The sequence below is a fragment of the Streptomyces sp. NBC_01261 genome, from assembly GCF_036226385.1.
GTDB lineage: Bacteria > Actinomycetota > Actinomycetes > Streptomycetales > Streptomycetaceae > Streptomyces.
In genome coordinates, this window is the sequence record NZ_CP108463.1 from 6,111,627 (window position 1) to 6,138,005 (window position 26,379).

A 26,379-nucleotide genomic window follows, 5' to 3' on the forward strand; every position below is an offset into this window, starting at 1 on the left:
GAACAGGGCTGACATGGGGGAGGGTTGAGCCGTGCGAAAAGTATGGGTGGCCGGTGGGGTCGCGGCTGGGCTCGGGCTCAGCTTTGTGATGCTGCTCGTCGTCGGGGTCTACCTCGTCGCCGGGAACCTCGCGAACGGGGCCGGCGGCGGGAGCATCGCGCTCGCCAAGGGCGCGGTGCCGACGGCGTACTCGGCGCTCGTGCAGAAGTGGGGCAACCTCTGCCCCGCCCTCAACCCCGCGCTGCTCGCCGCCCAGCTGTACCAGGAGAGCGGGTTCAACCCGAACGCGAAGAGCCCGGCGAAGGCCGAGGGGATAGCGCAGTTCATCCCCGGTACCTGGGCCACGCACGGGATCGACGGCAACGGCGACGGCGTACGCAACGTATGGGATCCGAACGACGCGATTCCGTCGGCCGCGACCTACGACTGCGAGCTCGCCTCGTACGTGAAGGACGTGCCGGGGAACCAGACCGCGAACATGCTCGCCTCGTACAACGCGGGGGCGTACGCGGTCATCAAGTACGGGGGCGTGCCGCCGTACTCCGAGACCAAGAACTACGTGAAGACGATCACGACGCTCTCGCAGAGCTTCGCCGCGCCCGTCAGCCGGGTCGATCCCTCCGAGCAGGCCGCGACCGCCATCACCTACGCCCAGACCAAGCTCGGCACGCCGTATCTGTGGGGCGGGAACGGTACCGCCGACCAGGACGGGCGGTTCGACTGCTCGGGGCTGACCAAGGCCGCGTTCGCCCAGGCGGGGATCACGCTGCCGCGCGTCGCGAACGATCAGTACAACGCGGGACCGCATCCGCAGCGGGCCGAATTGCTGCCGGGAGATCTGGTGTTCTTCTCGGACGACCTCACCAATTCCCGGGCCATCCGGCATGTGGGGATTTATGTCGGCGGCGGGTACATGATCGACGCGCCCCGGACGGGCGCTGTGATCCGTTTCGACCCCATTGACACCCCCGATTACTTCGGCGCCACCCGGGTCACCGAAGATGGCGCGAAAGCACTCCCCACGACGGTGTGAACGGAACGTGAACCCACCCCCTGAGCTGCGGCGATGAGTCTCTCTTCGATAACGTCTGAGTGATCATTCGGTGGAGGGTGGAACGTATTAACCGGGACCGTGCGTTCCTGTTCAGTAATGCGCACGAGAGGTGCGCCCGGAACTACGACGAAGGAGCCGCAGCACCATGGCTGTACTCGCCGAATCCGGGTCGAATCCCGACGTCGGTCTGCTCTACGACATCAATGGGCTCGCCAAGGACGCACCGCACTGGTTCGACCGGGGCATGGAGTTCGTCGGGGAGTACGGGTTGCTCGTCGCGATGGTGCTGCTCGTGGTGGGGTGCTGGTGGTCCGTGCGGCGGCGTGGGGGCGAGGACTCCGCGTCGTCCGTGGCCGCGCTGGTGTGGGCGCCGCTCGCCGCTTCGCTCGCCGTTCTCGTGAACGTGCCCATACGCGGGTTCGTGGAGCGGCCCCGGCCGTTCCTCGACCACACCGGGCTGGATGTGCTGATCTCCGGGAAGACCGACTACTCGTTCGTGAGCGATCACGCGACCATCACCATGGCGATGGGGGTCGCGTTGTTCGTCGCGGACCGGCGGTTCGGGGTGGTGGGCATTGGGCTGGCGCTGCTCGAAGGGTTCTGCCGGGTCTACATGGGCGTGCACTATCCGACCGACGTGATCGGTGGGTTCGCGCTGGGTACGGCGGTGGCTCTGCTGCTGTCGCCGGTTGCCATGGCTCTGCTCACGCCGGTGCTCAAGGCGGTTGAGGGGTCGGCGTGGGGTGGGTGGCTGGTTCGGTCGGCCGGTGCGCGGGGGGTGGGGCGGGATGCCTTGATTCCGGGGGCCCGTACTGAGTCGTCCGGTACGGAGGAGCGGGACCTCGCGGCGTAAGGCTCCGCCGGGAGGTCGGTGCTTTGTCCGCGGGTGCGTTGTGGCTCCTCGCGCCCGCGCGGCGGAGCGGCAAATCGGTACAGCCCCGCGCCCCATGGGGGTGTTGCCGGACCGGAGCTGATGTCGCACCCCTTGCTTCGCCCCCCTACAACCCCTGCGGGTATGTGAAGAAGTGACTCGGGTCGTACTGCTTCTTCAGGGTGGTCAGGCGGGTTGACGCGTCGCCGTAGTACGCCTTGCGCCAGTTCGTCAGAGTCGGGTCCGTGTAGTTCTGGTAGGCCGCGCCGGAGGCGTAGGGCTTCATGGCGTCGTGGAAGGACGTCAGCCAGGACTGGGCCGATGTGCCGGCCGTGCCGGAGGGCCAGGAGACTATGTACTGGGCCAGGATGCGGGAACGGCGGTGGACGAAGGCCGTCGCCGTGGGGGAGACGCGGTTGACCGCGCCGCCCAGGGCCGTCAGGGCGATGTCGCCGGAGTTTCCGCGGACCGCCTTCAGCTGCTTGAGCATCGTCTGGATGCCCGTGGCCGAGATCGAGCGGTCGAAGAAGTCGGAGCGGCCCACGTAGGTCTCCCGCGCCAGCGCGCCCTGCGGGGAGCGGCCCGGGGTCGAGCCCGGCAGGTGGCACTGGGCGTCCGTCGAGAAGGACGTGCAGCCCGCGTACGCCTCCATCGACTCCTCGTACGTGTGCCGCTTCAGCGAGACGCTCGACGCGTTGCCGCCGACCAGGTGGGCCAGCTTGTCGACCGCGTTCTGGAGCTCGTTGTAGGTGCCCAGCGAGAAGCACGCGACCGAGACCCTGGGGGTGCCGCCCGGCGTGTTCGTCAGGTGGCACGACGACCAGATCTCGTCGGGCTGGTCCGGACCCCACTCCTGCCAGGCCTTCACCACGGCCGCCGCCATCGACGACGGCCAGGTCAGATAGCCGGATACGGCCTGGGGTGCGGGGTGGGTCTTGAACTGCAGCTCGGTCACCACGCCGAAGTTGCCGTTGCCCGCGCCGCGCAGCGCCCAGAACAGGTCCTTGTTCTCGGTGGAGTTGGCGACCAGCTGCTTGCCGTCCGCCGTGATCAGCGTGGCCTGGGTGAGGCTGTCGCAGGTCAGGCCGTACGCCCGGGAGACCACGCCGTGGCCGCCGCCCAGGGTGAGGCCGGAGACGCCGACCGTGGGGCAGGAACCCGCGGGGATCGTGACGCCCTTCGCGGCGAGGCCCCGGTACACGTCGATCAGCTTGGCGCCGGCGCCGACGACCGCGGAGGAACCGCTCGCCCGGATCTTGTTCAGCTTCGACACGTCGAGGACGAGGCGGCCGTCGCCGGAGGAGTAGCCGGCGTAGGAGTGACCGCCGTTGCGGATCGCGACGCGGATGTTGTGGGCGCGGGCGTAGGAGAGGACCGAGCGGATGTCGTCCGGGTTCGCGACGTACGCCACCGCGGCCGGCTTCAGGGAGTCGAAGCGGGTGTTGTAGAGCTGGTGGGCCGTCTTCCAGGAGGCGTCACCGGGGCGGACCAGGGTGCCGTCCAGCTCACGGGCCAGGGCGGCCCAGTTGGCGGCGGCCGCCGCGGTGGTGGTGCGCAGGCCGGTCGTGCCCGTCGCGCTGGAGGCGTTGGTCGCCGTGGCGGCCGTGTCACCGCCGCCGGTGTTCTTGCCGTTGCACGCGGTGGTCGCGACCGCCGCTATCGCGGCCACGCCGCCGCCTATGAACGAACGCCGTTCCATTTCGCCTCCTGTGGGGTTCCGTCAAGTGAGATACGGGCCGGACCCCACAAGTTCTCGTGCGCATGTCACAGGTTCGGAACAGGCAGATGCCCGGTGGCATCCGTCCTGGCCTGGCTTCTCGCCCGTCTCGCCGGACCCCGCCAGCCGCACACGCAGCGGGCGAAGCAGAAGGGGCCCTGCTCGACCGTCGTCGTGCGGTGTTCGGGATGTGCGGGGGGAGCCTGTTGTTCGTCCTGCTGCGCCACATCGACCACGGTACCGAGCCCCGGTAAAGCGCTCGTATGGCGGTCGCGCGACGGCCATAGGGCGGTTGTACGGCCGCCACAGCGCGTGACGGGCCCATCCACCCGTCGTTAAGCGGAACGACAGGGCCCGTGACGACGTACGGGGGTACGGCAGGCTATGGAGCGGCAGCAGAGGCGCGCGGGCGGAGCGGTCGTCGCGGCGGGACTCATGGTCGGGGTCTGTGTCGGCACCGGTGGATGCGGCGCCGGTGACGGGGTGGCGACCGCGGACGCGCGCGGCGGCGGGGACGCGGTCGCGGCGGTGCGACGCGCGGCCGACTCCCTTGTGGCGGCGGGGAGTTCACAGGCCCGTACGTCCATGGAGATGGCCACCGGCGGCACCCGCGTGACCATCCGCGGCGAGGGCGTCTACGACTTCCGACGGCAGCTCGGCCGGCTGAAGGTGCAGCTGCCGCAGGACCCGGCGGGCGCCAGCGAGCACCGGCCGATCACCGAACTCCTCGCGCCGGGCGCCCTGTTCATGAAGAACCGGGGTGCCGGGGTGCCCGCCGACAAATGGGTACGGGTCGACACCGGGACGCTGACCGACGGCAACCTCGTGACCGGCGGGGCCACCGACCCGTACGCCGCCGCGGAGTTGCTGCGCGGGACGACTACGGCGACGGATCTGGGGAAGACGGAGGTGGCCGGGGCCTCCGTGCGTCACTATCGGGGGGTCGCCGATCTCGCCGTCGCCGCGCGGAGCGCGTCGGCGGGGAACGAGGCGGCTCTGCGATCGGCGGCGAAAGGGTTCGCCACCGCCCGCGTGCCCTTCGACGTCTACCTCGACGACCAGGGGCGCGTCCGCAAGCTGGGGCAGCGGTTCAGCTTCGTCAACGGGCAGCGCCACAACCCGGTGGCGGTCACCTCGACGACGTTGCTGTACGACTTCGGGGCCCCCGCGGACGTACGGCTTCCGGCGTCGAAGGACATCTACGCCGGGCAGATCGCCGAGAAATGACCTGAAACGGTCGGTGTGGGTCGGGGTGAGGACTAGCCCGTCCGTGCCATGCGCGTTGTGTAGACCGCTCCCTACTCTAGGAAGTCGGTGTCGGCAGAGAAGAGGTGACGCACGTGGCTCCGGTCGGCGGTACGGCAGTTCAGGACCACGTGGCCCTCGCCGAGATCGAGTTGTGCGGAGACCTGATCATCGCGGCCTCGGCCGCCGAGGACCGGCTCAGCCTGGAGAGCATCGACGAGGTGCTGAAGGTCGCCGAGGAGCGGGATGCCTCCGGCGGGTCCAGGGGCTAGGGCCTGTCCGGCGGATCAGGTCGCAGGAAATCGGCGGTGCCTGATCAGCGCCGGTGAGCGGGGCGTGGTGCGTGCGGCTGCAAGGCGGAGCAGGCAGTCGACGCGGTGGGGTCACCTCCCGGCCGAAGGCCGGGGGACGTCGGCGACCGACGACAACGCGGCTGGGGGTCCCCACGCCTCCAGGGCGGTGGAGGAGGGCTTGCCACACCCCGCGTCTGCGGCATGATCCGCCGGACAGGTCTTAGGTGCGCAGGAGTCGGGCGATCGCCTTCGTCGCCTCGTCGACCTTCGCGTCGATCTCCTCGCCGCCCTTGATCGCCGCGTCGGCGACGCAGTGCCGCAGGTGCTCCTCCAGGAGCTGCAGCGCGAACGACTGCAGGGCCTTCGTGGAGGCGGACACCTGGGTGAGTATGTCGATGCAGTAGACGTCCTCGTCGACCATCCGCTGCAGACCGCGGACCTGGCCCTCGATCCGGCGCAGGCGTTTGAGGTGCTCGTCCTTCTGGTGGTGGTAACCGTGCGTCACCGGTTCCTGGGCCACCTCGTCGACCGGCTCGCGCGTCGGTTCGGAGGGCGCTGCCGCCGCGCCGGCCTCGGTGGTCGTCATCGCGTCCATCGCGTCCTCCAGACATATACCCCTAGTGGGTATATCGTAACGAACTTTGCTGGGTATAGGGCCCTTGGTACGCCCCCGTGCGGATCACTGTGCCTGATGGGCGACACTGGGGGACGGCCCATTAGCCGTGGCCGGATGATGCCCTTAGCATCAGCCTGACCGAAACCCATGCTTCCCGAGGACCCCTTGTGCGCTTTCGTCTGACCCCCAGGGAGACGAGCTTCTACGACATGTTCGCCGCGTCCGCGGACAACATCGTCACGGGCTCGAAACTCCTCATGGAACTGCTCGGGGCGGACACCGCCGGCCGGGCCGAGATCGCAGAGCGTATGCGGGCCGCGGAACACGCCGGTGACGATGCCACGCACGCGATCTTCCATCAGCTGAACTCCTCCTTCATCACGCCCTTCGACCGCGAGGACATCTACAACCTCGCCTCCTGCCTCGACGACATCATGGACTTCATGGAGGAGGCCGTCGACCTGGTCGTCCTCTACAACGTGGAGGAACTGCCCAAGGGTGTCGAGCAGCAGATCGAGGTACTGGCGCGGGCGGCGGAACTCACCGCTGAGGCCATGCCGAACCTGCGCACGATGGACAACCTCACCGAGTACTGGATCGAGGTCAACCGGCTGGAGAACCAGGCCGACCAGATCCACCGCAAGCTGCTGGCCATGCTCTTCAACGGCAAGTACGAGGCCATCGAGGTGCTGAAGCTCAAGCAGATCGTGGATGTGCTGGAGGAAGCGGCGGACGCGTTCGAGCACGTGGCGAACACGGTGGAGACCATCGCCGTCAAGGAGTCCTGAACCTCTCCATGGACACCTTCGCTCTGGTCGTGACCATTCTGGTCGCGCTCTTTTTCACGTACACGAACGGTTTCCACGATTCCGCCAACGCGATCGCCACGTCGGTCTCGACCCGGGCGCTGACTCCGCGCGCGGCGCTCGCGATGGCCGCCGTGATGAATCTCGCGGGTGCGTTTCTCGGTTCCGGGGTCGCCAAGACCGTCAGCGAGGGGCTGATCGAGACGCCCGAGGGGTCGAAGGGGATGGGGATCCTCTTCGCCGCGCTGGTCGGCGCGATCACCTGGAACCTGGTCACCTGGTACTTCGGGCTGCCGTCGTCGTCCTCACACGCGTTGTTCGGCGGGATGGTGGGGGCCGCGCTCGCGGGCGGTACGGATGTCATCTGGCACGGGGTCGTCGACAAGATCATCGTGCCGATGTTCGTGTCGCCGGTGGTCGGTCTGGTCGGCGGTTATCTGGTGATGACGGCGATCATGTGGATCTTCCGGCGGGCGAATCCGCACAAGGCGAAGCGCGGGTTCCGTATCGCGCAGACCGTCTCCGCGGCCGGCATGGCCCTCGGGCACGGTCTCCAGGACGCCCAGAAGACCATGGGCATCGTGGTGATGGCCCTGGTGATTTCCGGTCACTCGACCTACGGCGATCCGATTCCGGTGTGGGTGAAGATCGTCTGCGCGTTGATGCTGTCGCTGGGGACGTACGCGGGCGGGTGGCGGATCATGCGGACGCTGGGGCGGAAGATCATCGAGCTGGATCCGCCGCAGGGGTTCGCGGCGGAGACGACCGGTGCGGCGATCATGTTCACCACCGCGTATCTCTTCAAGGCGCCGGTGTCGACGACGCATGTCATCACCTCGGCGATCATGGGTGTCGGGGCGACGAAGCGGGTCAAGGCCGTCCGGTGGGGTGTTGCCAAGAACATCGTGATGGGGTGGTTCATCACGATGCCGGCGGCTGCGGTCGTCGCGGCGCTGGCGTTCTGGATCGTGGACCTGGCGGTCCTGTAGGCGCTGCTGTATGCCGGGGGCTGCGCCCCCTGGCCCCACGGTTTCCCACCCGCGCACCCGTTTACGGCCCGCTGAGAAGGTGCCGTAGAAGCAGAGCGGACCGGAAAGTACGGGCGCGCACTCCCACTGATCCGCGCCAAGAAGCTGGGCCGTCATGTGACCCGGGTGTCTTGAATCGGTCACGTCTCGGCCGACCGTAAACAGGTGGGCGGGTGGGAAACCGGGAACGCGCACCCCGCGCAAACGAACGGGCCCGCCCCCGGGAGCCAGGGGCGGGCCCTTTTCGGCCTCGCGGTGGCACCGCCATGCAGCACCGCGAGGGGTTCTTGACGCCGGGGTCTAGCCGAAGCGGCCCGAGATGTAGTCCTCGGTGGCCTGGACCGACGGGTTGGAGAAGATGCGTTCCGTGTCGTCGATCTCGATCAGGCGGCCGGGCTGGCCGACCGCCGCGAGGTTGAAGAAGGCCGTGCGGTCCGAGACGCGGGCCGCCTGCTGCATGTTGTGCGTCACGATGACGATCGTGAAGCGTTCCTTCAGCTCGCCGATCAGGTCCTCGATGGCCAGGGTGGAGATGGGGTCCAGGGCCGAGCAGGGCTCGTCCATCAGCAGGACCTTCGGTTCCACCGCGATCGCGCGGGCGATGCACAGGCGCTGCTGCTGGCCGCCGGACAGACCCGAACCCGGCTTGTTCAGGCGGTCCTTGACCTCGTTCCAGAGGTTCGCGCCCTTGAGGGACTTCTCCACCACGTCCGCCAGCTCGCTCTTCTTGTAGCTGCCGTTCAGACGCAGGCCCGCCGCCACGTTGTCGAAGATCGACATCGTGGGGAACGGGTTCGGGCGCTGGAAGACCATGCCGATCTCGCGGCGCACCGACACCGGGTCGATGCCGTGGCCGTAGAGGTCCTCGTCGTCCAGGAGGACCTTGCCCTCGACACGGCCGCCGGAGGTGACCTCGTGCATACGGTTGAGCGTGCGCAGGAACGTCGACTTGCCGCAGCCGGAGGGGCCGATGAAGGCCGTCACCGAGCGGGGCTCGACCGTCATCGAGATGTCTTCGATCGCCTTGTGTGAGCCGTAGAAGGCGGTGAGCCCGCTTACGTCGATTCGCTTGGACATGACTGCTTCACTTCCAGAGTTCAGAACGGTCGCTGAGGAGGTCGCGGTCAGCGACCGGTCTTGGGGGCCTTCCAGCGGGCGATGCCGCGGGCCACCAGGTTGAGGATCATCACGAAGGCGATCAGGGTGAGCGAGGCCGCCCAGGCGCGGTCGTAGGCCGCTCCGGCGCCCGCGCTCTGCGCGAACTGCTGGTAGATGTACAGCGGCAGCGACGCCTGCGCCCCGTGGAACGGGTCGTTGTTGATGAACGGGTTGCCGAACACCAGCAGCAGGACGGGCGCGGTCTCGCCGGCGATACGGGCGACCGCCAGCATGATGCCGGTGGTGATGCCGCCGATCGCGGTGGGGAGGACGACCTTGAGGATCGTGCGCCACTTCGGGATGCCGAGAGCGAGGGAGGCCTCGCGCAGCTCGTTCGGGACGAGCTTCAGCATCTCCTCGGTGGAGCGGACCACGACCGGCATCATCAGGATGGCCAGGGCGCAGGAACCGGCGAAGCCGAAGGGCTCCATGTCCCACATGAGCATCAGGGACAGGATGAACAGACCCGCGACGATCGACGGGATGCCCGTCATGACGTCGACGAAGAAGGTGACCCACTTGGAGAGGGCGCCGCGTCCGTACTCGACCAGGTAGATCGCGGTGAGCACACCGATCGGGGCGCCGATCAGGGTGGCGAGGCCGACCTGCTCCAGGCTGCCGATGATGGCGTGGTAGATACCGCCGCCGGGCTCGGAGTCGGCGACCACACCCATCGAGTGGGTCAGGAAGTAGATGTTCAGGACCTTCACGCCGCGCGAGATCGTCGTCCAGAGAAGGGAGACGAGCGGGATGACGGCGAGGATGAAGGCGACCCAGACCAGGCTGGTCGCGATGCGGTCCTTGGCCTGCCGGGTGCCCTCGATGCGGGAGGCGATGACGTACGTACCGAGGACGAAGAGGACCGCCGCGATCAGGCCCCACTGGACCTTGCTGTCGAGGCTGCCGACCAGTCCGATGAGGACGGCCAGGACGATCGACCCGCCGGCGATCGCGTACGGCGACCACTTCGGGAGGGTGGCGCCCTGGAGGGTGCTCGCGGGCTTTTCCGCTACGGCTGCGTTGCTCATGCGTTGGCCCCCGAGTACTCCGCGCGGCGGGCGATGATGAGCCGGGCCGCACCGTTGACCAGCAGGGTGATGACGAACAGGACGAGACCGGACGCGATGAGCGCGTCCCGGCCGTCCGCCGACGCCTCGCTGAACTTGCTGGCGATGTTCTGGGCGAAGGTTCCGCCGCCCGGGTTGAGCAGGCTGGCGTGGATGATGAAGTCGGGCGAGAGCACGGTGGCGACGGCCATCGTCTCGCCGAGCGCGCGGCCGAGGCCGAGCATCGAGGCGGAGATCACGCCGGAGCGGCCGAAGGGGATCACCGCCATGCGGATGACCTCCCAGCGGGTGGCGCCGAGGGCGAGGGCCGCCTCCTCGATCATCTGCGGGGCCTGGCGGAAGACCTCGCGGCTCACGTTGGTGATGATCGGCAGGATCATGATCGCCAGCAGGATGCCGACGGTGAGCATCGAGCGGGGGGCGCCTTCGTCCCAGGAGAAGATCCCGGTCCAGCCGAAGTAGTCGTTCAGCCACCCGAAGAGCCCGACCATGTGCGGTACGAGGATCAGGGCGCCCCACAGGCCGTACACGATGGACGGTACGGCGGCCAGCAGGTCGATGACGTAGGAGACCGGGCCGCGGAGCTTGCGCGGGGCGTAGTGCGTGGTGAAGAGGGCGATGGCGACCGCGATCGGGACCGCGATGACCATGGCGATGATCGAGGACACCACCGTGCCGAACGCCAGGACGGCGATGCCGAACTTCGGCGGCAACAGGTTGGTGTTCCACTCGAAGGTGGTGAGGAAGTTCGCGTGGTCCTTGCTGATCGCGAGGGAGGCGCGATAGGTGAGGAAGACCGCGATCGCGGCCATGATCACCAGCAGCAGGATGCCCGACCCGCGGGAGAGACCGAGGAAGATCCGGTCACCGGGTCGGGTGGCGCCGCGGGCCGTGCGCTTCTGCACGGCGGCCGAGGGCGCTGGGGTGGGAGGGGGTGCCTCTTCGGGGTTCTTGGTCGATATGTCCATCGGGTTTCTCCGGTCTGCGGGTCCACACGTGCGGTGTGGGGTCCGTGGCGGCGGTGCACCGGACGGTGCGGCCGGGTCCCTGGTCCGGGACCCGGCCGCACACTCGGACTAGCTGATGCTCGCGATGGTGCTGCGAACCTTGGTGATGATCGCGTCGGGGATCGGCGCGTAGTCGATGGTGCTGAGGACCTTCTGGCCCTCCTCGCTGGCGATGTAGGTGAGGAACGCCTTCGTCGCGGGCAGCGTGTCGGCCTTGTTGCCCTTGTCGCAGACGATCTCGTACGTCACCAGGGTGATCGGGTACGCGCCGTCGGCCTTGGTGTTGTAGTTCAGCTTGAGCGACAGGTCGGAGCCGGTGCCGACGACCTTGGCGTCGGCGATGTCCTTGGTGGCGCTGTCGGTGCTGGGCGCGACCGGGGCGGCGGCACCGGTGTCGATGCTGACGGCCTTGACGCCGTCACCGACGTAGGAGAGCTCGAAGTAGCCGATGGCACCCGAGGTCGCCTTGACCTGCTGGGCGACGCCCGCCGAGCCGGCCGCGGACTGGCCGCCCTTGGCCTGCCAGGCCTTGCCGCCGGAGTACTTCCAGTTGGCCGCGGTGGTGGCGATCAGGTACTTGGTGAAGTTGTCCGTGGTGCCGGACTCGTCCGAGCGGTGGAACGCCTGGATCTTGAGGTCGGGCAGCGTGGCGGACGGGTTCAGCTTCTTGATCGCCGCGTCGTTCCACTTGGTGATCTTGCTGTCGAAGATCTTGGCGAGCGTCGGGGCGTCCAGGACCAGGTTGTCGACACCCGGGACGTTGTAACCGAGCGCGATCGGGCCGCCGACCATCGGGAGGTCGATGCCCTGGCCGCCGGAGCAGACCTGCTTGGAGGCGGTGACCTCTTCGGGCTTCAGCGCGGAGTCGGAACCGGCGAAGGCCAGCTGACCCTGGTTGAAGGAGGTGACGCCGGCGCCGGAGCCGCCGCCCTTGTAGTTGATCTGGACGCCACAGGCCTGGCTGAACGCCTTGACCCACGCGTCGATCGCGTTCTTCTGCGCGGACGAGCCGTCGGCGAGCAGCTGCTGGCCCTTCTTCGCCGTGCCGCAGTTGGCGGAGCTGGCGTTGGCCGCCGACGAGCTGGTGCTGCTCGAAGAGCCGCCGTTGTCGTCCGAGCCGCACGCCGTGAGGGCCAGGGCGCCGGAGACCGCGAGAGCACCGAGGGTGAGGGCCCGCCGGTTCATGCGCTGAAGCTTCACTTGAAAGAGTTCCTTCCGAGAGCCGCCGTCCTGAATTACGGCGGCGTGCGAAGACGGGGTGACGCGGGTGGCGACCCCCAGGTCGCGGCTCGCATCGCGTAAGGCCGAAATTAGGCAGAACAGGTGAAGGCGCCTATGGGCATAAGTGAACGGAGGGTGAACCCCTGTGGGCGGTGCGGTTAGGTCACGGAACGCTCACGTCGAGGACACGAGGTGATTCCGGACTATGCCAGGTGCGGAGCGGTTCCCAGCGTCTCCACGAGGGGCGGTCCCTCGGCCGGGTGAGGGACCTGCCGTGGCCGCCCGTTCGCAACGTAACGCGAGGTGGGCGGTACGGCACGCGCGGGACAGCGGGCGCAATTCACTGGCCTGGCGGTGTCATGGGCACGTAGGTTCACCGCGTTCCCGGAGGTGAGGCCGTGGCCACGTACGGCACGCTGTTGGTTCCCCTGCCGCTCGACCGGGCGGCCCCCGTTCTGCACGAGGTCCGCGTGGCCGCCTACGCGGCGCCCGCCGGGCCGGGATTCTGCCTCGTCCATCCGGACCGGTTCATCGACGGCAACGGTGTCTTCTCGGTCGCCGGGCCGGTCGGCGCCGCGTTGGGCGTTCCGGTGCTGGCCGCCTTCCAGTACGACGGCGACCGGCTGGAGCTGGAGGTCTGGCAGGACGGAGTGCGTGCCTACCGCTACGACTCCTGGCCGGGCGTCCATGACGACGAGCCCGCCGACGGCACCCCCGCGGACGCGGACCCCGCCGCGTTCCTGGACTTCGCCGCCGGGCCCGTGGACGGCTACCGGCTGGCCTGCGCGCTCGCGGACACCCCGCTGGACGAGAGGGACATGGACGTCGACGGGGAGCCGGGGTACGTCTGGGCGCAGGGCCTGCACCGGGACGTGCTGGCGGCGCTCGGCCACCCGGACCGGGTGATCGGCCGCGCACAGCGGGACCACTGCCACTTCGAGCGCGCGCCGCGGGTGCTCGCGGAGCTGCTGGAGAGCGGAGAACTCGTCGTCGTCGGCACGGCCGAAAGCCGCGACGACATCCCGTAGTCGAGCCGAGCCTCAGTCGAGAGGGTCCTCGTCCGTGCCGACCGCGATCAGCACGAGGGAGATCAGGTCGCGGTCCCGCTCGTAGGTGAGCCGCCGGTGGGCCTCGGCCGGCCGGAGCCAGAGCAGCGTGTTCACCTCGTCGTTGGGCGCGAAGGCTCCGCCGGTCACCTCGGCCGCCCAGTAGCGGACCTCTTTGGGGCGCCCGTGGTGGTCGGCGTAGTGGGCCGACGGGAGTCTCGTCCCCAGCCGGCACGTGTAGCCGGTCTCTTCGAGCACCTCGCGGCGGGCCGCGTCCTCGAAGGTCTCGCCCCGCTTGAGCTTGCCCTTGGGCCACGACCAGTCGTCCCACTTGGGCCGGTGGACCAGCGCCAGTTCGAGGTCTCCGGCGGACCGGTGGCGCCACAGGACGCAGCCCGCTGCCTGGACGATGGTGTCGTTCGTGGAGGAAGTCACTGGTGGTTCACCGTCTCCTCTGCGCGGGGGTGGTGCGCGGCTCTGCTCAAGGCGTCAGGGGGTGCCCACCGCCTGTTTCTGCCACGACTGCTGGAAGGCGAAGCGGGCCGCCTCCACCTCGTGGCGCTGGTCGGCGTGGAGCACGCCGAGCGCGTACGCGGTCGCCGGGGCGATGCGCGGGGTGCGGGCCGCCGCCGCGGCCGCCGCGGCGGCCTCCGAGGCGTCCCGGTGCAGATTGAGGGCCTGGCCGGCCGTCAGCAGACGTACGTCCATCGGCGCGCCGTCCGCGTGCAGCACCTCGTCGGCGTAGCGGTGCAGCCGCAGCAGCAGCCGGACCTGGTGCCAGGGGCCGTCCTGGGGGTGCGGGGCGGGGTCGGGGGAGAGGCCGTGGATGAGGGCCTCCGCGTTGTACGGGTGCCCGGCGGTGACCAGGGGCAGCGCGGTGACCGCGTCGGTGAGGCGCTCCCCGGCGGCGGCGGCCAGCGGGCGCAGGTCGGTGCCGGTCGCGGCCGGGGTCAGCGGGACCTCGCTGGCCAGCACGGCGACCTTGTCGGCGACCGCGTGGAAGCGGGAGGAGCCGAGGGCCTGCAGCGCGGTGGAGTGGGCCCGGGTCCGGGCCAGGGTGAGCTGGCGCTCCAGCAGGGCACCGGCCTTGGCCGCGCCCACGGTGAGGTTGCCGCGCTCGGCGGTGGCGGTCGGGGACGTGGCCGCTCCGCGGCCGACAGCTGTGGCGGGTGCCGGGACGCCCCGGCCCGCGCCGGTGATCCGGCCGCCGACCGCCGAGGCCACCGACTGGGCGGGGAACGCCGTGGAGCCCGACAGCCGGTGCAGGGCCAGCAGGAGCCGCTCCAGGCGGGCCGCGCACGCGTGCTCCAGGGCCAACGTGCCCGACAGCCATGCCAGTTCGGGGCGCATCGCCTCGGACCAGTCGGCTTCCAGCAGTGGGCGGAAGGTGTGCAGGCTGCCGCTGATCCGGCGGGCCGAGTGGCGCAGGGCGCGCGCCGCGTCGACGGAGTCCTCGGTGCCGTTCTGCCCGTTGCCGGTCTCCCGGTGCAGCCGCAGGGCGCGGAGGAACTCGGTGGCCTGGGCCCTCAGATAGCCCGCGAGGGCGTCACCTGTGGGGGTCCCGGAGGTCCCTCCCCGCCGACCGATGTCGGGAGCGGGGGAGGGCCTGGCCGTGGCCGGATCCGTCGGGTCAAGGTGTTGCTGTGCCACGCCGGCGCCTCCGGGCGTCTATGAGCATCTCCTGGACGTTGCGCAGTGGTTGGCCCTCCGCGTCGGTCGCGTGCCGGGTCCATTCGCCGTCCGGGCCCAGGTGCCAGGAGGAGGTGGTGTCCGACATACCGGTTTCCAGCATCCGGTTGATCGTGGCGCGGTGGGCCGGGTCGGTGACCCTGACGAGGGCCTCGATCCGACGGTCGAGGTTGCGGTGCATCATGTCGGCGCTGCCGATCCACACCTCGGGCTCGCCTCCGTTGCCGAAGCCGAAGACGCGGGAGTGTTCGAGGAAGCGGCCGAGGATGGACCGTACGCGGATGTTCTCGGACAGGCCCGGGACGCCGGGCCGCACCGCGCAGATGCCGCGCACCCACACGTCGACCGGGACGCCCGCCTGGGACGCGCGGTAGAGCGAGTCGATGATCGCCTCGTCCACCATCGAGTTGACCTTGATGCGGATGAACGCGGGGCGCCCGGCACGGTGGTGCTGGACCTCCTTGTTGATCCGGGCGATCAGGCCGTCGCGCAGGGACTTGGGGGCGACCAGCAGGCGCCGGTAGGTCTCGCGGCGCGAGTAGCCGGACAGCCGGTTGAAGAGGTCCGAGAGGTCGGCGCCGACCTGCGGGTCCGCCGTCAGCAGCCCGAGGTCCTCGTACAGGCGGGCCGTCTTCGGGTGGTAGTTGCCGGTGCCGACGTGGCTGTAGCGGCGCAGCAGGTCGCCCTCCTGGCGGACCACGAGCGATAGCTTGCAGTGGGTCTTGAGACCGACCAGGCCGTAGACGACGTGGCAGCCCGCCTCCTCCAGCTTGCGCGCCCACTTGATGTTGGCGTGCTCGTCGAAGCGGGCCTTGATCTCGACCAGGACGAGGACCTGCTTGCCGGCCTCGGCCGCCTCTATGAGCGCGTCGACGATCGGGGAGTCGCCCGAGGTGCGGTACAGGGTCTGCTTGATCGCGAGGACGTCGTCGTCGTTGGCGGCCTGCTCCAGGAACCGCTGGACGGACGTGGAGAACGAGTCGTACGGGTGGTGCAGCAGCACGTCCCGGCTGCGCAGGGCGGCGAAGATGTCGGGCGCGGAGGCCGACTCGACCTCGGCGAGGTCGCGGTGGGTGCCCGCGATGAACTTCGGGTACTTCAGCTCGGGCCGGTCCAGCGAGCCGATGCGGAAGAGGCCCGTGAGGTCCAGCGGACCCGGCAGCGGGTACACCTCGGCCTCGCTGATCTTCAGCTCGCGCACCAGCAGGTCGAGCACCTCGCGGTCGATGGACTCCTCGACCTCCAGGCGCACCGGCGGCCCGAAGCGGCGCCGCATGAGCTCCTTCTCCAGGGCCTGGAGCAGGTTCTCGGCGTCGTCCTCCTCGACTTCGAGGTCCTCGTTGCGGGTCAGCCGGAACGCGTGGTGCTCCAGGATCTCCATGCCCGGGAAGAGTTCCTCCAGATGGGCGGCGATGACGTCCTCCAGGGGGACGTACCGGCCCGGGGAGGACTCCAGGAAGCGGGAGAGCAGCGGCGGCACCTTGACGCGCGCGAAGTGACGGTGGCCGGTGACCGGGTTCCGTACGACGACCGCGAGGTTCAGCGAGAGGCCCGAGATGTACGGGAAGGGGTGCGCGGGGTCGACCGCCAGCGGGGTCAGCACCGGGAAGATCTGGTGCCGGAACAGGGTGAAGAGGCGGGCCTGCTCCTTCTCCGTCAGCTCGTTCCAGCGGACCAGGTGGATGCCCTCCTCCGCGAGCGCCGGGGCGATGTCCTCGTGGTAGCAGGCGGCGTGCCGGGCCATGAGCTCGCGCGAGCGGGCCCAGATCATCTCCAGCACCTCGCGCGGCTGCAGGCCGGACGCGGAGCGGGTGGCGACGCCGGTGGCGATACGGCGCTTGAGGCCGGCCACCCGGACCATGAAGAACTCGTCCAGGTTGCTGGCGAAGATCGCGAGGAAGTTCGCCCGCTCCAGCAGGGGCGTGTTCGGGTCCTCGGCCAGCTCCAGGACCCGCTCGTTGAAGGCGAGCCAGCTGCGTTCCCGGTCCAGGAAGCGGCCCTGCGGCAGCTGGGGCCCGTCGTACGGCGACTCCTCGTACTCGTCGAGGTCGGCGTCGATGTCGGGTTCCAGATCGGAGACCGCCGCCGACACGGTGTGCGGGCGGTGGGCGGCTATGGAGCCCACGGAGGGCTGCGCGTGCTGAACCTGGGCCTGGGCGTTGGGCTGGCTGCTCATGTGCCCATTGTTCCGCGCCACCGGTGATACAGGCGCGTCGGAGAGCGCCGGAAGGAGCGGGAGGACGACCCCGTTGCTCCCGTTCACCTCGGGAGGCGGCGAAGGCTCTGGCACGACGGGCTTCATTCGCCGAGCGTCGCAAGCCCGTCTGAACCGTTGGTTACGGCGACATGGCGTGCGGGATATCGGGGGGCGGCTCCCGGACGTCCGAGGCGCGGAAACGAACGTAACGGATGCGGGGGAGCCGCGGGGAGGGGGGTTCCGGTCAGGCCGTGCGGCGGCGCAGCAGGGTGAAGGCGGTGGCGAGGACGAGGGCGGTGACGGCGAGGACGATGCCGGTCTCCACGAGCTGGAGGGGCCAGAAGTGGGAGGCGGGGTGGTACTCGCTGTAGAAGCCGGTGACGTCGTGGGCCTTGAGGCACGCCGTGCTGTCGCGGCACATCGGGTCGGCGATGTGGGCGCCGGTGGAGGTGACGGCGCCGCCGTCGCCGTAGAGGACGTTCCGCGGTGTCTCGTAGTCGGCGCCGGTGCTGGTCGCCCAGGGCCACAGGTGCGGGCGGGCGAAGCCGAGGGTGGTGTCGACCAGGGCCGTGGCGGCGATCGCGAGGCCGATCGAGGTCAGAAGGCGGCGCTGGAGCAGGCCCGCGAGGGCGCCGACGGCGAGGCCGAGCAGGGGGTGGGCGACGCCGAGGGTGCCGTTCGGGATGAAGGTCTCCGCGTTCCACCAGCTCCAGGTGATCGGCACCTTGTGGGCGTCGTACAGCAGCCGGTGCAGCAGGACGAGAAGGGTGGAGCCGGCGGCGATGAGCGCGGCGGGCACGGCGAGGGTGGTGCCGAGCCAGCGGGTCGGGGTGAGGGACTGTGTCCAGGCGAGTCGCGCGGTGCCGTTCTCCAGCTCGCGGCCGACGACCGCGCCCGCCAGGGCGGTGGCGAAGTACGGGATGACGCCGATCAGGAACTCGGCGCCCGCGTAGGCCTGGTGGTAGTTGGTGATCGCGGCGCTCCAGTCGCACCCGTGGGCGCCGCACTTGCGCTGCCAGTCGGCCGCGGCGGCGTTCCCTCCGGGACCGTAGGCCCACAGCAGGGCGCCGGCGGCGACGGTGAAGAGCACCGCCCACACGATCAGGACACCGCGCTGCAGCCGCAGGACCGTGCGGAGGGGGCCGGCCGTACGGACGCCGGCCGTCGGGGCGGTGGTCAGGGCGGTCATACGGCGGCTGCCTTGCGTGCGGGCGCCGACGGGCCGGTCCGGCGCTTGAGGAGTCGGAACGCGGCCACGGTCAGGAGCGCGGTGACGGTGAGGATGATCGCGGTCGCGGTCAACTGGAGGGGCCAGTAGTGGGATTGGGGGTGGTAGTCGTTGTAGTAGCCGACGGCGTCGAGCTTGGCGTAGAGGGCCTGGCAGCCGCTGTTGGTGATGGCACCGCACTGCGGGTTGGCGATGTGGGCGCCGGTGGAGGTGACCAGGCCCTGGTCGACGACGATGCCGGAGCCCTGCGGGACGTTGTTCTTGAGGCTGCTGAGCTTGGTGACCGTGGGCCAGAGGTGGGGCGTCGCGATGGCCATGATGCTCCACAGGAACCCCGTGACGGACAGCGAACCGACCAGCGAGCCGAGGGAGTTGTGCTTGAACAGGCCGAAGAGGGCGCCGATCACCAGGGCGGCCAGGGCCATGGCGGCGGTGGCCGGGCCGTTGGCGGCGTAGGTGCCGAAGTCGTACCAGCTCTTGGCCGAGTCGAGACGGCCCTGGCCCGTCGACCACGCCCAATGGTGCAGCCCGACGAGCAGTCCGGAGCCCACGGCGACGGGTACGGCCGGGACGGCGAGCTTGGCGGCGAGCCAGCGGGTCGGGGAGACCGACTGGGTCCAGGCCAACTGCGCGGTGCCGTGCTCCAGTTCGCGACTGGTCAGCGTGGCACCGGACCAGGCGGCGATCAGGACGGGGACGCCGACGACGGCGAAGGTCGTGTACGTGTACCAGTCCTTGTAGCGGCCGACCGCGCTCGGGTCGTACGCGCAGCCGCCCGACTCGCAGGCGTGGTACTGCTTCCAGCCCTCGACGGCCGCGTCGGTGAGCGGTCCGCCCACCCACAGCAGGAGGCCGGCGAGGACGAGCACGAACACGGTCCAGACCAGCAGGGCCGGCCGGTGCAGGCGGATCAGCCCGCGGAGCAGCTGCGGCGGGGATCCGGCCGGGCGTCCGGTGACCGGAGGTGCGACGAGGGCGGTCATGCGGCGGTCTCCGGAGCGTCGGGGATGGGTGGGTACGGGAGGCTGGGGGTGGAACTAACCACTGTCCTGGCGTGTGAGTGGTTAGAAAGGGCCCCGGCTTTCCGAGGGTGCAGGGTCGGGAGCGGGGCGGGGCGGGCGGTCACGCGACGGTCTCCGGGGTCTTGGTGCCGCCGGCCTCGGGGTTGCGCAGATAGGAGAGGACCAGCTCCTCCAGCGACGGGGTGCTGGTGCGCCAGTCCGTGTCGAGGGTGCTCGACGGGCGGACCAGGGCGCTGAGTTGGCGGCCGGTGGTGCGCGACTCGACGACCGTGTGCGGGGCGAGGACCGCGTGCGCGGGCGCGGACACATGGACGTGCGCCGCGAGCAGTTCGTCGATCTCGCCGGCGAGACGGACCCGGCCGCCGCCGATCAGCAGCAGGTGGTCGCAGGAGTCCTCCAGTTCGGCCACGACGTGCGAGGACATCACGATCGTGGTGCCGGACTCGGCGGCCCGCGCCATGAGGAGGCCCATCATCTCGTGCCGGGCCAGCGGGTCCAGGTCGGCCATCGGCTCGTCCAGCAGCAGCAGTTCGGGCCGCTTGGCCAGCGCGAGGGCGAGGGCGACGCGGGTGCACTGGCCGCCGGAGAGGGTGCGGATGCGGGACTTCGGGTTCAAGTCCCCGTCGGCCACGATGCGTTGGGCGACGGAGGCGTCCCAGCGGTCGGTGTTCAGGTCGGCGCCCATGCGCAGCGTCTCGGCGACGGTGAGCTGCGGGTAGAGGGGCTTGTCCTGCGCGACGTAGGCGACCCGCTCGCGGGCCGCGCCCGGCACCGTGCCGAGGACGGATATCGCGCCCTCGGTCGGGGCGAGCAGCCCGGCGGCCAGCGCGAGGAGCGTGGACTTGCCCGCGCCGTTCGGTCCCACGACCGCGCAGACGCGCCCGGCGGGCAGCCGGAAGGCGCAGTCCCGCAGGGCCCACCCTCCCCGCCGGCCGAACCGCTTGCCGAGAGCGGCGGCCTCTATCGCGGCGGTGCCTGTCATCAGTCTTCTCCTTGGAAGTGCTTTTCGAGTACGGCGGTGAAGAGCGCGGCGACGTCGTCCCGGCCGAGTCCGGCCTCCCGGGCCCGCGCGGCCCAGTCGTCGAGCTCCAAGCGCAGGGGCGAGTCCGCGGGCGTGATGCTCAGCCCCTTGCGGATGAAGGTGCCGAGACCGCGGCGGGCCTCGACCAGTCCTTCGCGCTCCAGCTCGCGGTAGGCCTTCAGGACGGTGTTCGGGTTGATGGCCGTGGCCTCGACGACCTCGCGGGCCGTCGGCAGCTTGTCGCCGGGCTCCAGCATTCCCAGGCGCAGTGCCTGCTTGGTCTGCTGGACGATCTGTACATAGGTGGCCACGCCGCTGTGCCGGTCGATGCGGTACTCGACCACTCGCTTCCACCACCCTTTCACTAATTGAGTAGTGAAAGGGTGGTGCAGAAGGGCTGAGAAAGTCAAGTGAGATCGATGTGCCGGTCCGTGAACCGATCGGCGGGGCTCGTGCGATGAGGAGACGTGAGGGATACGGGAAGCGACGGGGAGCTGCTGCGGGCCATCGCGGCGGACGGCGACCGGCGCGCGTTCGAGGAGCTGTACCGGCGCTACGCGCCCTGGCTGACCGCGCGGCTGCGCGGCCGGTGTGCCGACGCCGGGATGGTCGACGACGTCGTACAGGAGACGTTTCTCGCGGTGTGGCGGGGCAGTGCTCGCTACCGCGAGGACGGCGATGTGGCCGGGTGGCTGTGGCGGATCGGGTCGCGGCGGCTGATCGACGTGCTGCGCGGCGACGGGGCGCGCGGCCGGCTGCGGCAGGCGCTGGGGCGGCTGCGGCACCGGGACGAGGCGTCGGCGGAGGAGCGCGTGCTCGCGGGGGTGGAGCACGGGGACCTCGCGGGCGCGCTGGTCCGGCTCTCGCCGGAGCTGCGGGCGGTCCTCCAGGCCACCGTGATCGACGGGCTCACCACCCGGGAGGCCGCCGTGCTGCTGGGCATCCCGGCCGGCACGGTCAAGACGCGGGCCATGCGGGCCCGTAAGCAACTGCGGGAGGAGCTGGCATGACCTGGCATGTGGCCGAAGACGACGTACGCGCCTATGCGCGGGGCGAGTTGGCACCGCCCATGCTCTGGTCCGCCGACACCCACCTCGCCCAGTGCGCCGAGTGCCGGGCCCTGCTGGCGTCGGTCACCGACCCGGTGGCCCTCGACGCGGGCTGGGAACGCCTCGACGCCGAACTCGACGCCCCCAGAAGGGGGTTGGTGGAATCCCTGCTCGTGCGGATCGGCGTGGCCGACCACACGGCACGGCTGCTCGCGGCGACACCCGTACTGCGCCGCTCATGGCTCGGTGCGGTGGCCCTGCTGCTCATGATGACGGTCCTGGTGACCGACGTCTCGAACGTCGCGGCACCCAACGTCTTCCTCGCCCTCGCTCCACTGCTGCCGCTCGCGGGAGTGGCGATGGCGTACGGCCCGGTCCTCGACCCGACCTACGAGATGACCGTCGTGGCACCGATGCACGGCTTCAGACTCCTCATGGTCCGCACAACCGCCGTACTGGTGGCGGGACTCGGCCTCAACGGCCTCGCGACCCTGGCCCTGCCCGGATACGGCCTCGCCGCCCTGGCCTGGCTGCTCCCCGCGCTCGCCCTCACCTCGACGAGCCTCGCGCTGACCCCGCGCCTGGGCCCGGTCCTCGCGCCGGGTGCGGTCGGCGGGGCCTGGACCGTCCTGCTGCTGGTGGCCCACGGGCGGGCGACGCACGGCGGCACGCTCGCCCCGTTCACCGCGACCGGCCAGACGGTGGCAGCCGCGGTGGCGGTCCTCGCCGCGGGCCTCCTCTACCTGGCCCGCGAGCGCTTCGACACGAAGACCCCGGGCTTCGGCCCAACAGCCTGATCCCTCAAGCGACTTCATTCCACTTCACGCAACTTCACGCCATTTTCCGACTGGAGTACGTCATGACCACCACCGTCTCCGCGGCCGGGCTCAGCCTGCGCTACGGCCTGACGACCGCCCTCGACGACGTGTCGCTGCGGCTCACCGAAGGCGTCACCGGCCTGCTCGGCCCCAACGGGGCGGGAAAGACAACCCTGTTGAGGGTGCTGGCCACCGCGGTCCCCGCCGACGAGGGCACGTTCACCGTCCTGGACCACGACCCCCGTACCACCGCGGGCCGCCAGGAGACCCGGCGCGTGCTCGGCTACCTCCCGCAGACGCCGGGCTTCCACCCCGACTTCACGGCCTTCGACTTCGTCGACTACGTGGCGATCCTCAAGGAGTTGACCGACCGCACCGCCCGCCACGACGAGGTACGGCGCGTGCTGGCCGAGGTCGACCTGTCGGACGTACGCGGCAAGCGCATCAAGAAGCTGTCCGGCGGTATGCGCCAGCGGGTCGCGCTCGCGGCGGCGCTGGTGGGCGACCCCGGCTTCCTGGTCCTGGACGAGCCGACGGTCGGCCTGGACCCCGAACAGCGCATGCGCTTCAGGGAGTTGATCGCCCGCGCGGGGGAGGGGCGAACAGTACTCCTCTCCACCCACCAGACCGAGGACGTGGCGATGCTCTGCCACCGCGTCGTCGTGATGGCCGTCGGCCGCGTCCGCTTCGACGGCACCCCGGCCGAACTCACCGCACGGGCCGCGGGCCGCGTGTGGAGCAGCGCGGAACGGGACCCGAACGCGAAGGCGGGCTGGCGCACCGGCCTGGGCGTCTTCCGCAACGTGGGCGACCCGCCGCCCGGCGCCGAACTCGTCGAACCCACCCTGGAGGACGGCTACTTGCTCACCCTCGACGGCATGCACGCGGAGGCGACGGCATGAGCACCGTACTGACCCTGACCCCCGCCGAGACGCACACGGCACCCGCCCGCCCGTCATGGCAGGCGATCTTCGTCCTGGCCCGCTTCGAGTCCCGCAAACTCCTGCTCCGTATCCCGGTGCTGTTCATGCTGGCGGCCTACGTCGCCTGGATCGTGTGGCGCACCAAGACCGACTGGTCAGGCTACCCGGCCCTCCAGGACGTCGACCGCTCCACCCAGACGGGCCCGCTGCTGGTCGGCTTCGCGGTCCTGCTCTGCGTCAACCAGGCCGTCCTGCGTTCCCAACGACACGACACGGAACGGCTGTTGGGGGTCCTGGTCCTCGAACCGTGGCGCCGTACGGCAGCCCACGCGCTGTCGATCCTGCCGGTGACCGGACTCGTCGCGCTGGGCGTGGCGGCCCAGTTCGGCTGGCAGGCGGTCAAGTCGACGGCGGTGGGCACGGGTTCGGTGGGCGAGCTGCTGGTAGGCCCTCTGTGTGTCCTGTTGTGCGGGGCGATCGGCCTGCTGATGGCGAGGGTGGTGCCGAAGCCGTTCGCGATCCCGGTGGCCGCGGTCCTGCTCCTCGTGTTCTCCGTCCTCGCGCCGGTCTCGATCGGCGGCGGCGGTGCCACGGCCTGGCTGCCCCCGATCGTCGGCGAGGGGAGCACCAAGACGATCCCCTCCGACCTGATCGGCCGCCCGGCGGCTTCGCACGCCCTGTACCTGACGGGCCTGGCCCTGGCGCTGACCCTGCTCGCGGTACTGATCAGCAAGGGCCGCACCAAGACGGCGACGGCGGTACTGGCAGGCTCCCTGGCCGGAGCGATCGCCCTCGGCGTGGTCGGTGGAATCGGCCAGGCGGCCGGTGTCTCGTCCGAGACGGTCGCGGCCCGCGCCCGGGCCACCCTCACCCCGCAGAAGGTCGAGTCCTGCGTCCGGCACGGCCGTTCGACGTACTGCGCGTTCCCCGAGTGGGTCCCCATGACGGCGACATGGGCCGATGTCACGGACCACGTCCAGTCCCTCGCGGGCGGCACCGCCCAGACCCAGAAGCTGCTGGTACGCCAACGGGTCGAGGCCCGCTACGGCATGGAGGCCGACGGCGCGATCGACCCGTCCCGCACGCCGAACCAGGTGACCGTCCGCACGATGTGGGGCGGACCCCGGACACCGGAGTTCTCGGCCGCGGTCGCCTCCGTACTGGTCCTCGGGAACGAGAACGCCGGCGGTGACGTGTGCGACGGCCGCATGGTCACCATCATGTGGCTGGCCCTGGGCTGGACGTCCGACCCGGTCTCCGAGCTCCGCGCGGTCCGCCTGAGCGACACCGTGACCGGCTCCTCCGCCGTCCTGTCGCCGACCAACGGAATGTCCATGACGGCCGGACAGACCAGCGTCGTAAGGGAGTTGCTCGCGGCGGGCCCGTCCACGGTCACCCCGAAGGTGAAGGCGCACTGGGCCGAACTGACCGCTCCGAAGGTGACGACGGCAAAGGTCGCTCAGCTGCTGGGCGTCAAGGCTCCCGGTGGGGCTGACAAGTGCGAGTGATGACGAGGGAGACCGGGGCGTCCGAGCAGCCGGACAGCGCGCAACTCCCTTCTACGGCAAGGGTGTTGGCGCAGCTGATCCGACCGGTCCTGCGCGCCCTGCCGGTACGGGCGCTGGGCGCGACCGCGGCGGTGGCCCTGCTGATCGCGGCCCTTCCCCGCCTGCTCTCGGACGAACCGGACCCGTGGTCCGCGCTCATCGCCCTGCGCGCCGCCGTCCTCACCTTCGCCCTGGGCCTGGCCTTCGTCCTCGACGACCCGGCCCGCGACCTGACCTCCTCGGTACCGACCCGCCGCATGCTCCGCACGACCCTGCGGGTGGCACTGGTCGCCCCGTTCGCGGCGGCCTGGTGGACAGCGGCGGTCCTGCTGGTCCCGTCGAAGATCCGCCCTCCGGTGGGCGACATGACCCTGGAGGCGGCAGCGGCGGCGGTCCTCTCCCTCGCGGCAGCGGCGGCGGCCCTCCGCTTCACGGCCGAACCGGAACCGGGCCAGCGCGTGGCCGGCGGGTTCCTGGTCACCGCCCTGGTGTCGTCCCTGGCCCTGCCGAACGACTGGGGGATGTACGCCACCCCGACGGAGAAGCCGTGGACGGTGGGGCATGACCACTGGGCGATGGTGTTGGTGGGGGCGGCGCTGGTGTGGGCGGCGTGCGGACCGGAACCGGTGAAGCGCAGGCGGCTGATTCCCACCCGGTCGGCGGGGTCCGGCCTGTCCGGCGTCTGAGGACGAGGCGGTTCAGGGTCCGGGGTTCTCCTTCAGGGCTTCCACGAATGCGGTGAAGGTGGGGGCGGGGAAGGTGAGGGTGGCTCGGGCCGGGGTTTTGGAGTCGCGTATGGCTATGCGGGTGGGGTGGTTGGCGATCTCCACGCAGGAGTTGCCGTCCCCGGCGCCGGAGTACGACGACTTCCGCCAGTGGTCGCGGATGTCCATGGGGTGCCTCACAGCTCTTTGACCAGCCCGTCGATGAAGTCACGTGACCGCTCGGGGTCCAGTGACATGCCCTCCACTCTACGGAAGAGCGTTCGAAATACGCCGAGCTGAGCCTCGGAATCGATGAAGGCAGCAGCGTGAGGCGCGTCCCCAACGGCTGTGTCCAGCTTGGGTACGGCACCGCCCGCCAGCATTGCGGCGGTCCAGGATCCGCCGAAGCCGTCCAGGTCGAACGGGATGACCCGCACGGTGACGTTGTCCGCCTCGGAGGCTTCGAGGAGGGTGGCAAGTTGGGTCCGGGAAGCGGCGCGGTCGCTGACGCGGACCCGGAGTGCCGCCTCATGGATGATCACTTGATACGGCCTGGGCTCGGAGCCTTCGAGGATCACCTTGCGCTGCATCCGATGCTGTACGCGCAACTCCAGGTCCTCATCGGGAAGTTCGGGGATCCTGTCGGAGAAGATGGCGCGAGCGTAGTCCTCGGTCTGGAGCGGGCCGGGGATGTACTGGAACTGGACCTCACGCAGGAACGTCGAGTGGTGTTCCAACTCGGCCAGGTCGAGGAAGGAAGTAGGCAGGGACCCCCTGTAGTCCTCCCACCAACCCCGAGTCCGGTCGGTCGCCATGGCGATCAGGGCCCCGATGAACTCCTCGTCCGTGCACACGTAGTGGGCTGCCAGGCTGCGCAGCCGTTTCTCGCTCACACCCGCGAGGGCCGACTCGATATGGCTGATCTGCGCGGGACCCACTCCGAGCAGTCCCGCGGCCTCTCGGGCCGAAAGGCCGGCTGCCTCGCGGAGTCTGCGCAGTTCGACAGCCAGACGCATCTGTCTAGCCGTTGGTTCGCGCCTCAACGCCATCTG

The 26,379-nt window shown here is 70.1% G+C and carries 27 protein-coding genes and 1 pseudogene; 12 read left to right on the plus strand and 16 right to left on the minus strand.

Features of this window, described 5'->3' with window-relative positions; genetic code table 11:
• The first annotated feature begins 88 nt into the window (after positions 1-88).
• Positions 89-1,033, plus strand: coding sequence for a bifunctional lytic transglycosylase/C40 family peptidase (locus OG226_RS27045; RefSeq protein WP_328686438.1), 945 nt, complete (start codon positions 89-91; stop codon positions 1,031-1,033).
• 166 nt (positions 1,034-1,199) lie between these two features.
• Positions 1,200-1,907, plus strand: coding sequence for a phosphatase PAP2 family protein (locus OG226_RS27050; RefSeq protein WP_329350269.1), 708 nt, complete (start codon positions 1,200-1,202; stop codon positions 1,905-1,907).
• 145 nt (positions 1,908-2,052) lie between these two features.
• On the opposite strand, the gene OG226_RS27055 is transcribed toward OG226_RS27050, so the two are convergent.
• Together OG226_RS27055 and OG226_RS27060 are read right to left on the minus strand one after the other, a co-directional pair.
• The gene (locus OG226_RS27055; protein ID WP_329350271.1) at positions 2,053-3,624 is read right to left on the minus strand and encodes an FAD-dependent oxidoreductase; all 1,572 of its coding nucleotides are present in this window, start codon (positions 3,622-3,624) and stop codon (positions 2,053-2,055) included.
• A gap of 65 nt (positions 3,625-3,689) precedes the next feature.
• Complete coding sequence (locus OG226_RS27060; RefSeq protein WP_443066911.1) at positions 3,690-3,878, minus strand: hypothetical protein; 189 nt, start codon at positions 3,876-3,878, stop codon at positions 3,690-3,692.
• 148 nt (positions 3,879-4,026) lie between these two features.
• Between OG226_RS27060 and OG226_RS27065 the strand changes: the two genes are divergently transcribed.
• Together OG226_RS27065 and OG226_RS27070 are read left to right on the plus strand one after the other, a co-directional pair.
• Positions 4,027-4,869, plus strand: coding sequence for a hypothetical protein (locus OG226_RS27065; RefSeq protein ID WP_329350272.1), 843 nt, complete (start codon positions 4,027-4,029; stop codon positions 4,867-4,869).
• A gap of 104 nt (positions 4,870-4,973) precedes the next feature.
• On the plus strand, positions 4,974-5,159 hold the full coding sequence (locus tag OG226_RS27070; RefSeq protein WP_328681995.1) for a hypothetical protein: 186 nt from the start codon (positions 4,974-4,976) through the stop codon (positions 5,157-5,159).
• A gap of 241 nt (positions 5,160-5,400) precedes the next feature.
• On the opposite strand, the gene OG226_RS27075 is transcribed toward OG226_RS27070, so the two are convergent.
• Entirely contained in the window at positions 5,401-5,766 is a 366-nt protein-coding gene (locus OG226_RS27075; RefSeq protein ID WP_328686439.1) for a metal-sensitive transcriptional regulator, read from the minus strand.
• Between the two features lie 197 nt (positions 5,767-5,963).
• Here OG226_RS27075 and OG226_RS27080 point away from each other — a divergent pair, with 197 nt between their 5' ends.
• Both OG226_RS27080 and OG226_RS27085 read left to right on the plus strand, forming a co-directional pair.
• The gene (locus tag OG226_RS27080; RefSeq protein WP_026151758.1) at positions 5,964-6,584 is read left to right on the plus strand and encodes a DUF47 domain-containing protein; all 621 of its coding nucleotides are present in this window, start codon (positions 5,964-5,966) and stop codon (positions 6,582-6,584) included.
• Positions 6,585-6,592: 8 nt separating this feature from the next.
• Complete coding sequence (locus OG226_RS27085) at positions 6,593-7,591, plus strand: inorganic phosphate transporter (protein ID WP_328681999.1); 999 nt, start codon at positions 6,593-6,595, stop codon at positions 7,589-7,591.
• A 339-nt stretch (positions 7,592-7,930) separates the two neighbouring features.
• Here OG226_RS27085 and pstB read toward each other — a convergent pair whose 3' ends face one another.
• The 4 genes from pstB to pstS form a co-directional block, all read right to left on the minus strand.
• The gene (gene pstB, locus OG226_RS27090; protein ID WP_328682001.1) at positions 7,931-8,707 is read right to left on the minus strand and encodes a phosphate ABC transporter ATP-binding protein PstB; all 777 of its coding nucleotides are present in this window, start codon (positions 8,705-8,707) and stop codon (positions 7,931-7,933) included.
• A 47-nt stretch (positions 8,708-8,754) separates the two neighbouring features.
• Entirely contained in the window at positions 8,755-9,816 is a 1,062-nt protein-coding gene (gene pstA, locus OG226_RS27095) for a phosphate ABC transporter permease PstA (RefSeq protein ID WP_329350273.1), read from the minus strand.
• Positions 9,813-10,823 (minus strand): phosphate ABC transporter permease subunit PstC, encoded by a 1,011-nt coding sequence (gene pstC, locus OG226_RS27100; RefSeq protein ID WP_328682005.1) that lies wholly within the window; start codon positions 10,821-10,823, stop codon positions 9,813-9,815. The genes pstA and pstC overlap by 4 nt, the downstream gene beginning before the upstream one ends.
• Positions 10,824-10,931: 108 nt before the next feature.
• Complete coding sequence (pstS, locus tag OG226_RS27105; RefSeq protein ID WP_328682008.1) at positions 10,932-12,062, minus strand: phosphate ABC transporter substrate-binding protein PstS; 1,131 nt, start codon at positions 12,060-12,062, stop codon at positions 10,932-10,934.
• A gap of 419 nt (positions 12,063-12,481) precedes the next feature.
• On the opposite strand from pstS, the gene OG226_RS27110 reads away from it, so the two are divergent.
• On the plus strand, positions 12,482-13,111 hold the full coding sequence (locus OG226_RS27110; protein ID WP_329350274.1) for a hypothetical protein: 630 nt from the start codon (positions 12,482-12,484) through the stop codon (positions 13,109-13,111).
• A 12-nt stretch (positions 13,112-13,123) separates the two neighbouring features.
• Here OG226_RS27110 and OG226_RS27115 read toward each other — a convergent pair whose 3' ends face one another.
• The 7 genes and pseudogenes from OG226_RS27115 to OG226_RS27145 form a co-directional block, all read right to left on the minus strand.
• On the minus strand, positions 13,124-13,564 hold the full coding sequence (locus tag OG226_RS27115) for an NUDIX hydrolase (protein WP_328682012.1): 441 nt from the start codon (positions 13,562-13,564) through the stop codon (positions 13,124-13,126).
• 54 nt (positions 13,565-13,618) lie between these two features.
• Positions 13,619-14,779 carry a CHAD domain-containing protein gene (locus OG226_RS27120; protein WP_328682014.1) on the minus strand — a complete coding sequence of 387 codons (1,161 nt, stop codon included), beginning with the start codon at positions 14,777-14,779 and terminating at the stop codon, positions 13,619-13,621.
• Complete coding sequence (locus OG226_RS27125) at positions 14,760-17,120, minus strand: RNA degradosome polyphosphate kinase (protein ID WP_328682016.1); 2,361 nt, start codon at positions 17,118-17,120, stop codon at positions 14,760-14,762. Before OG226_RS27125 ends, OG226_RS27120 begins: the two co-directional genes overlap by 20 nt.
• 139 nt (positions 17,121-17,259) lie before the next feature.
• Positions 17,260-18,204: a hypothetical protein gene (locus tag OG226_RS27130; protein ID WP_329350275.1), complete on the minus strand. Its 945-nt coding sequence runs from the start codon at positions 18,202-18,204 to the stop codon at positions 17,260-17,262.
• Positions 18,201-19,226, minus strand: coding sequence for an ABC transporter permease (locus tag OG226_RS27135; protein WP_329350276.1), 1,026 nt, complete (start codon positions 19,224-19,226; stop codon positions 18,201-18,203). The genes OG226_RS27130 and OG226_RS27135 overlap by 4 nt, the downstream gene beginning before the upstream one ends.
• 523 nt (positions 19,227-19,749) lie before the next feature.
• Positions 19,750-20,247, minus strand: a pseudogene (locus tag OG226_RS51630) (ATP-binding cassette domain-containing protein); the annotation flags it as partial.
• On the minus strand, positions 20,247-20,630 hold the full coding sequence (locus tag OG226_RS27145) for a GntR family transcriptional regulator (protein WP_328682023.1): 384 nt from the start codon (positions 20,628-20,630) through the stop codon (positions 20,247-20,249). The gene OG226_RS27145 and the pseudogene OG226_RS51630, both read right to left, overlap by 1 nt.
• A gap of 123 nt (positions 20,631-20,753) precedes the next feature.
• Between OG226_RS27145 and OG226_RS27150 the strand changes: the two genes are divergently transcribed.
• The 5 genes from OG226_RS27150 to OG226_RS27170 all read left to right on the plus strand — a co-directional run bounded on the left by OG226_RS27150 (position 20,754) and on the right by OG226_RS27170 (position 25,309).
• Positions 20,754-21,296, plus strand: coding sequence for an RNA polymerase sigma factor (locus tag OG226_RS27150; RefSeq protein WP_328682025.1), 543 nt, complete (start codon positions 20,754-20,756; stop codon positions 21,294-21,296).
• Positions 21,293-22,132 carry a zf-HC2 domain-containing protein gene (locus tag OG226_RS27155; RefSeq protein ID WP_329350277.1) on the plus strand — a complete coding sequence of 280 codons (840 nt, stop codon included), beginning with the start codon at positions 21,293-21,295 and terminating at the stop codon, positions 22,130-22,132. The genes OG226_RS27150 and OG226_RS27155 overlap by 4 nt, the downstream gene beginning before the upstream one ends.
• 62 nt (positions 22,133-22,194) lie before the next feature.
• Entirely contained in the window at positions 22,195-23,055 is an 861-nt protein-coding gene (locus OG226_RS27160; RefSeq protein WP_328682029.1) for an ABC transporter ATP-binding protein, read from the plus strand.
• Positions 23,052-24,584: an ABC transporter permease gene (locus OG226_RS27165; RefSeq protein ID WP_329350278.1), complete on the plus strand. Its 1,533-nt coding sequence runs from the start codon at positions 23,052-23,054 to the stop codon at positions 24,582-24,584. Before OG226_RS27160 ends, OG226_RS27165 begins: the two co-directional genes overlap by 4 nt.
• Positions 24,585-24,646: 62 nt before the next feature.
• Complete coding sequence (locus OG226_RS27170; protein ID WP_329353525.1) at positions 24,647-25,309, plus strand: ABC transporter; 663 nt, start codon at positions 24,647-24,649, stop codon at positions 25,307-25,309.
• A 12-nt stretch (positions 25,310-25,321) separates the two neighbouring features.
• Here the strand turns inward: OG226_RS27170 and OG226_RS27175 are convergent, their stop codons facing one another.
• Positions 25,322-25,516 (minus strand): DUF397 domain-containing protein, encoded by a 195-nt coding sequence (locus tag OG226_RS27175; RefSeq protein WP_328682033.1) that lies wholly within the window; start codon positions 25,514-25,516, stop codon positions 25,322-25,324.
• A gap of 8 nt (positions 25,517-25,524) precedes the next feature.
• Positions 25,525-26,376, minus strand: a complete 852-nt coding sequence (locus OG226_RS27180) for a helix-turn-helix domain-containing protein (RefSeq protein WP_328682035.1) — start codon at positions 26,374-26,376, stop codon at positions 25,525-25,527.
• Between the last annotated feature and the right edge of the window lie 3 nt (positions 26,377-26,379).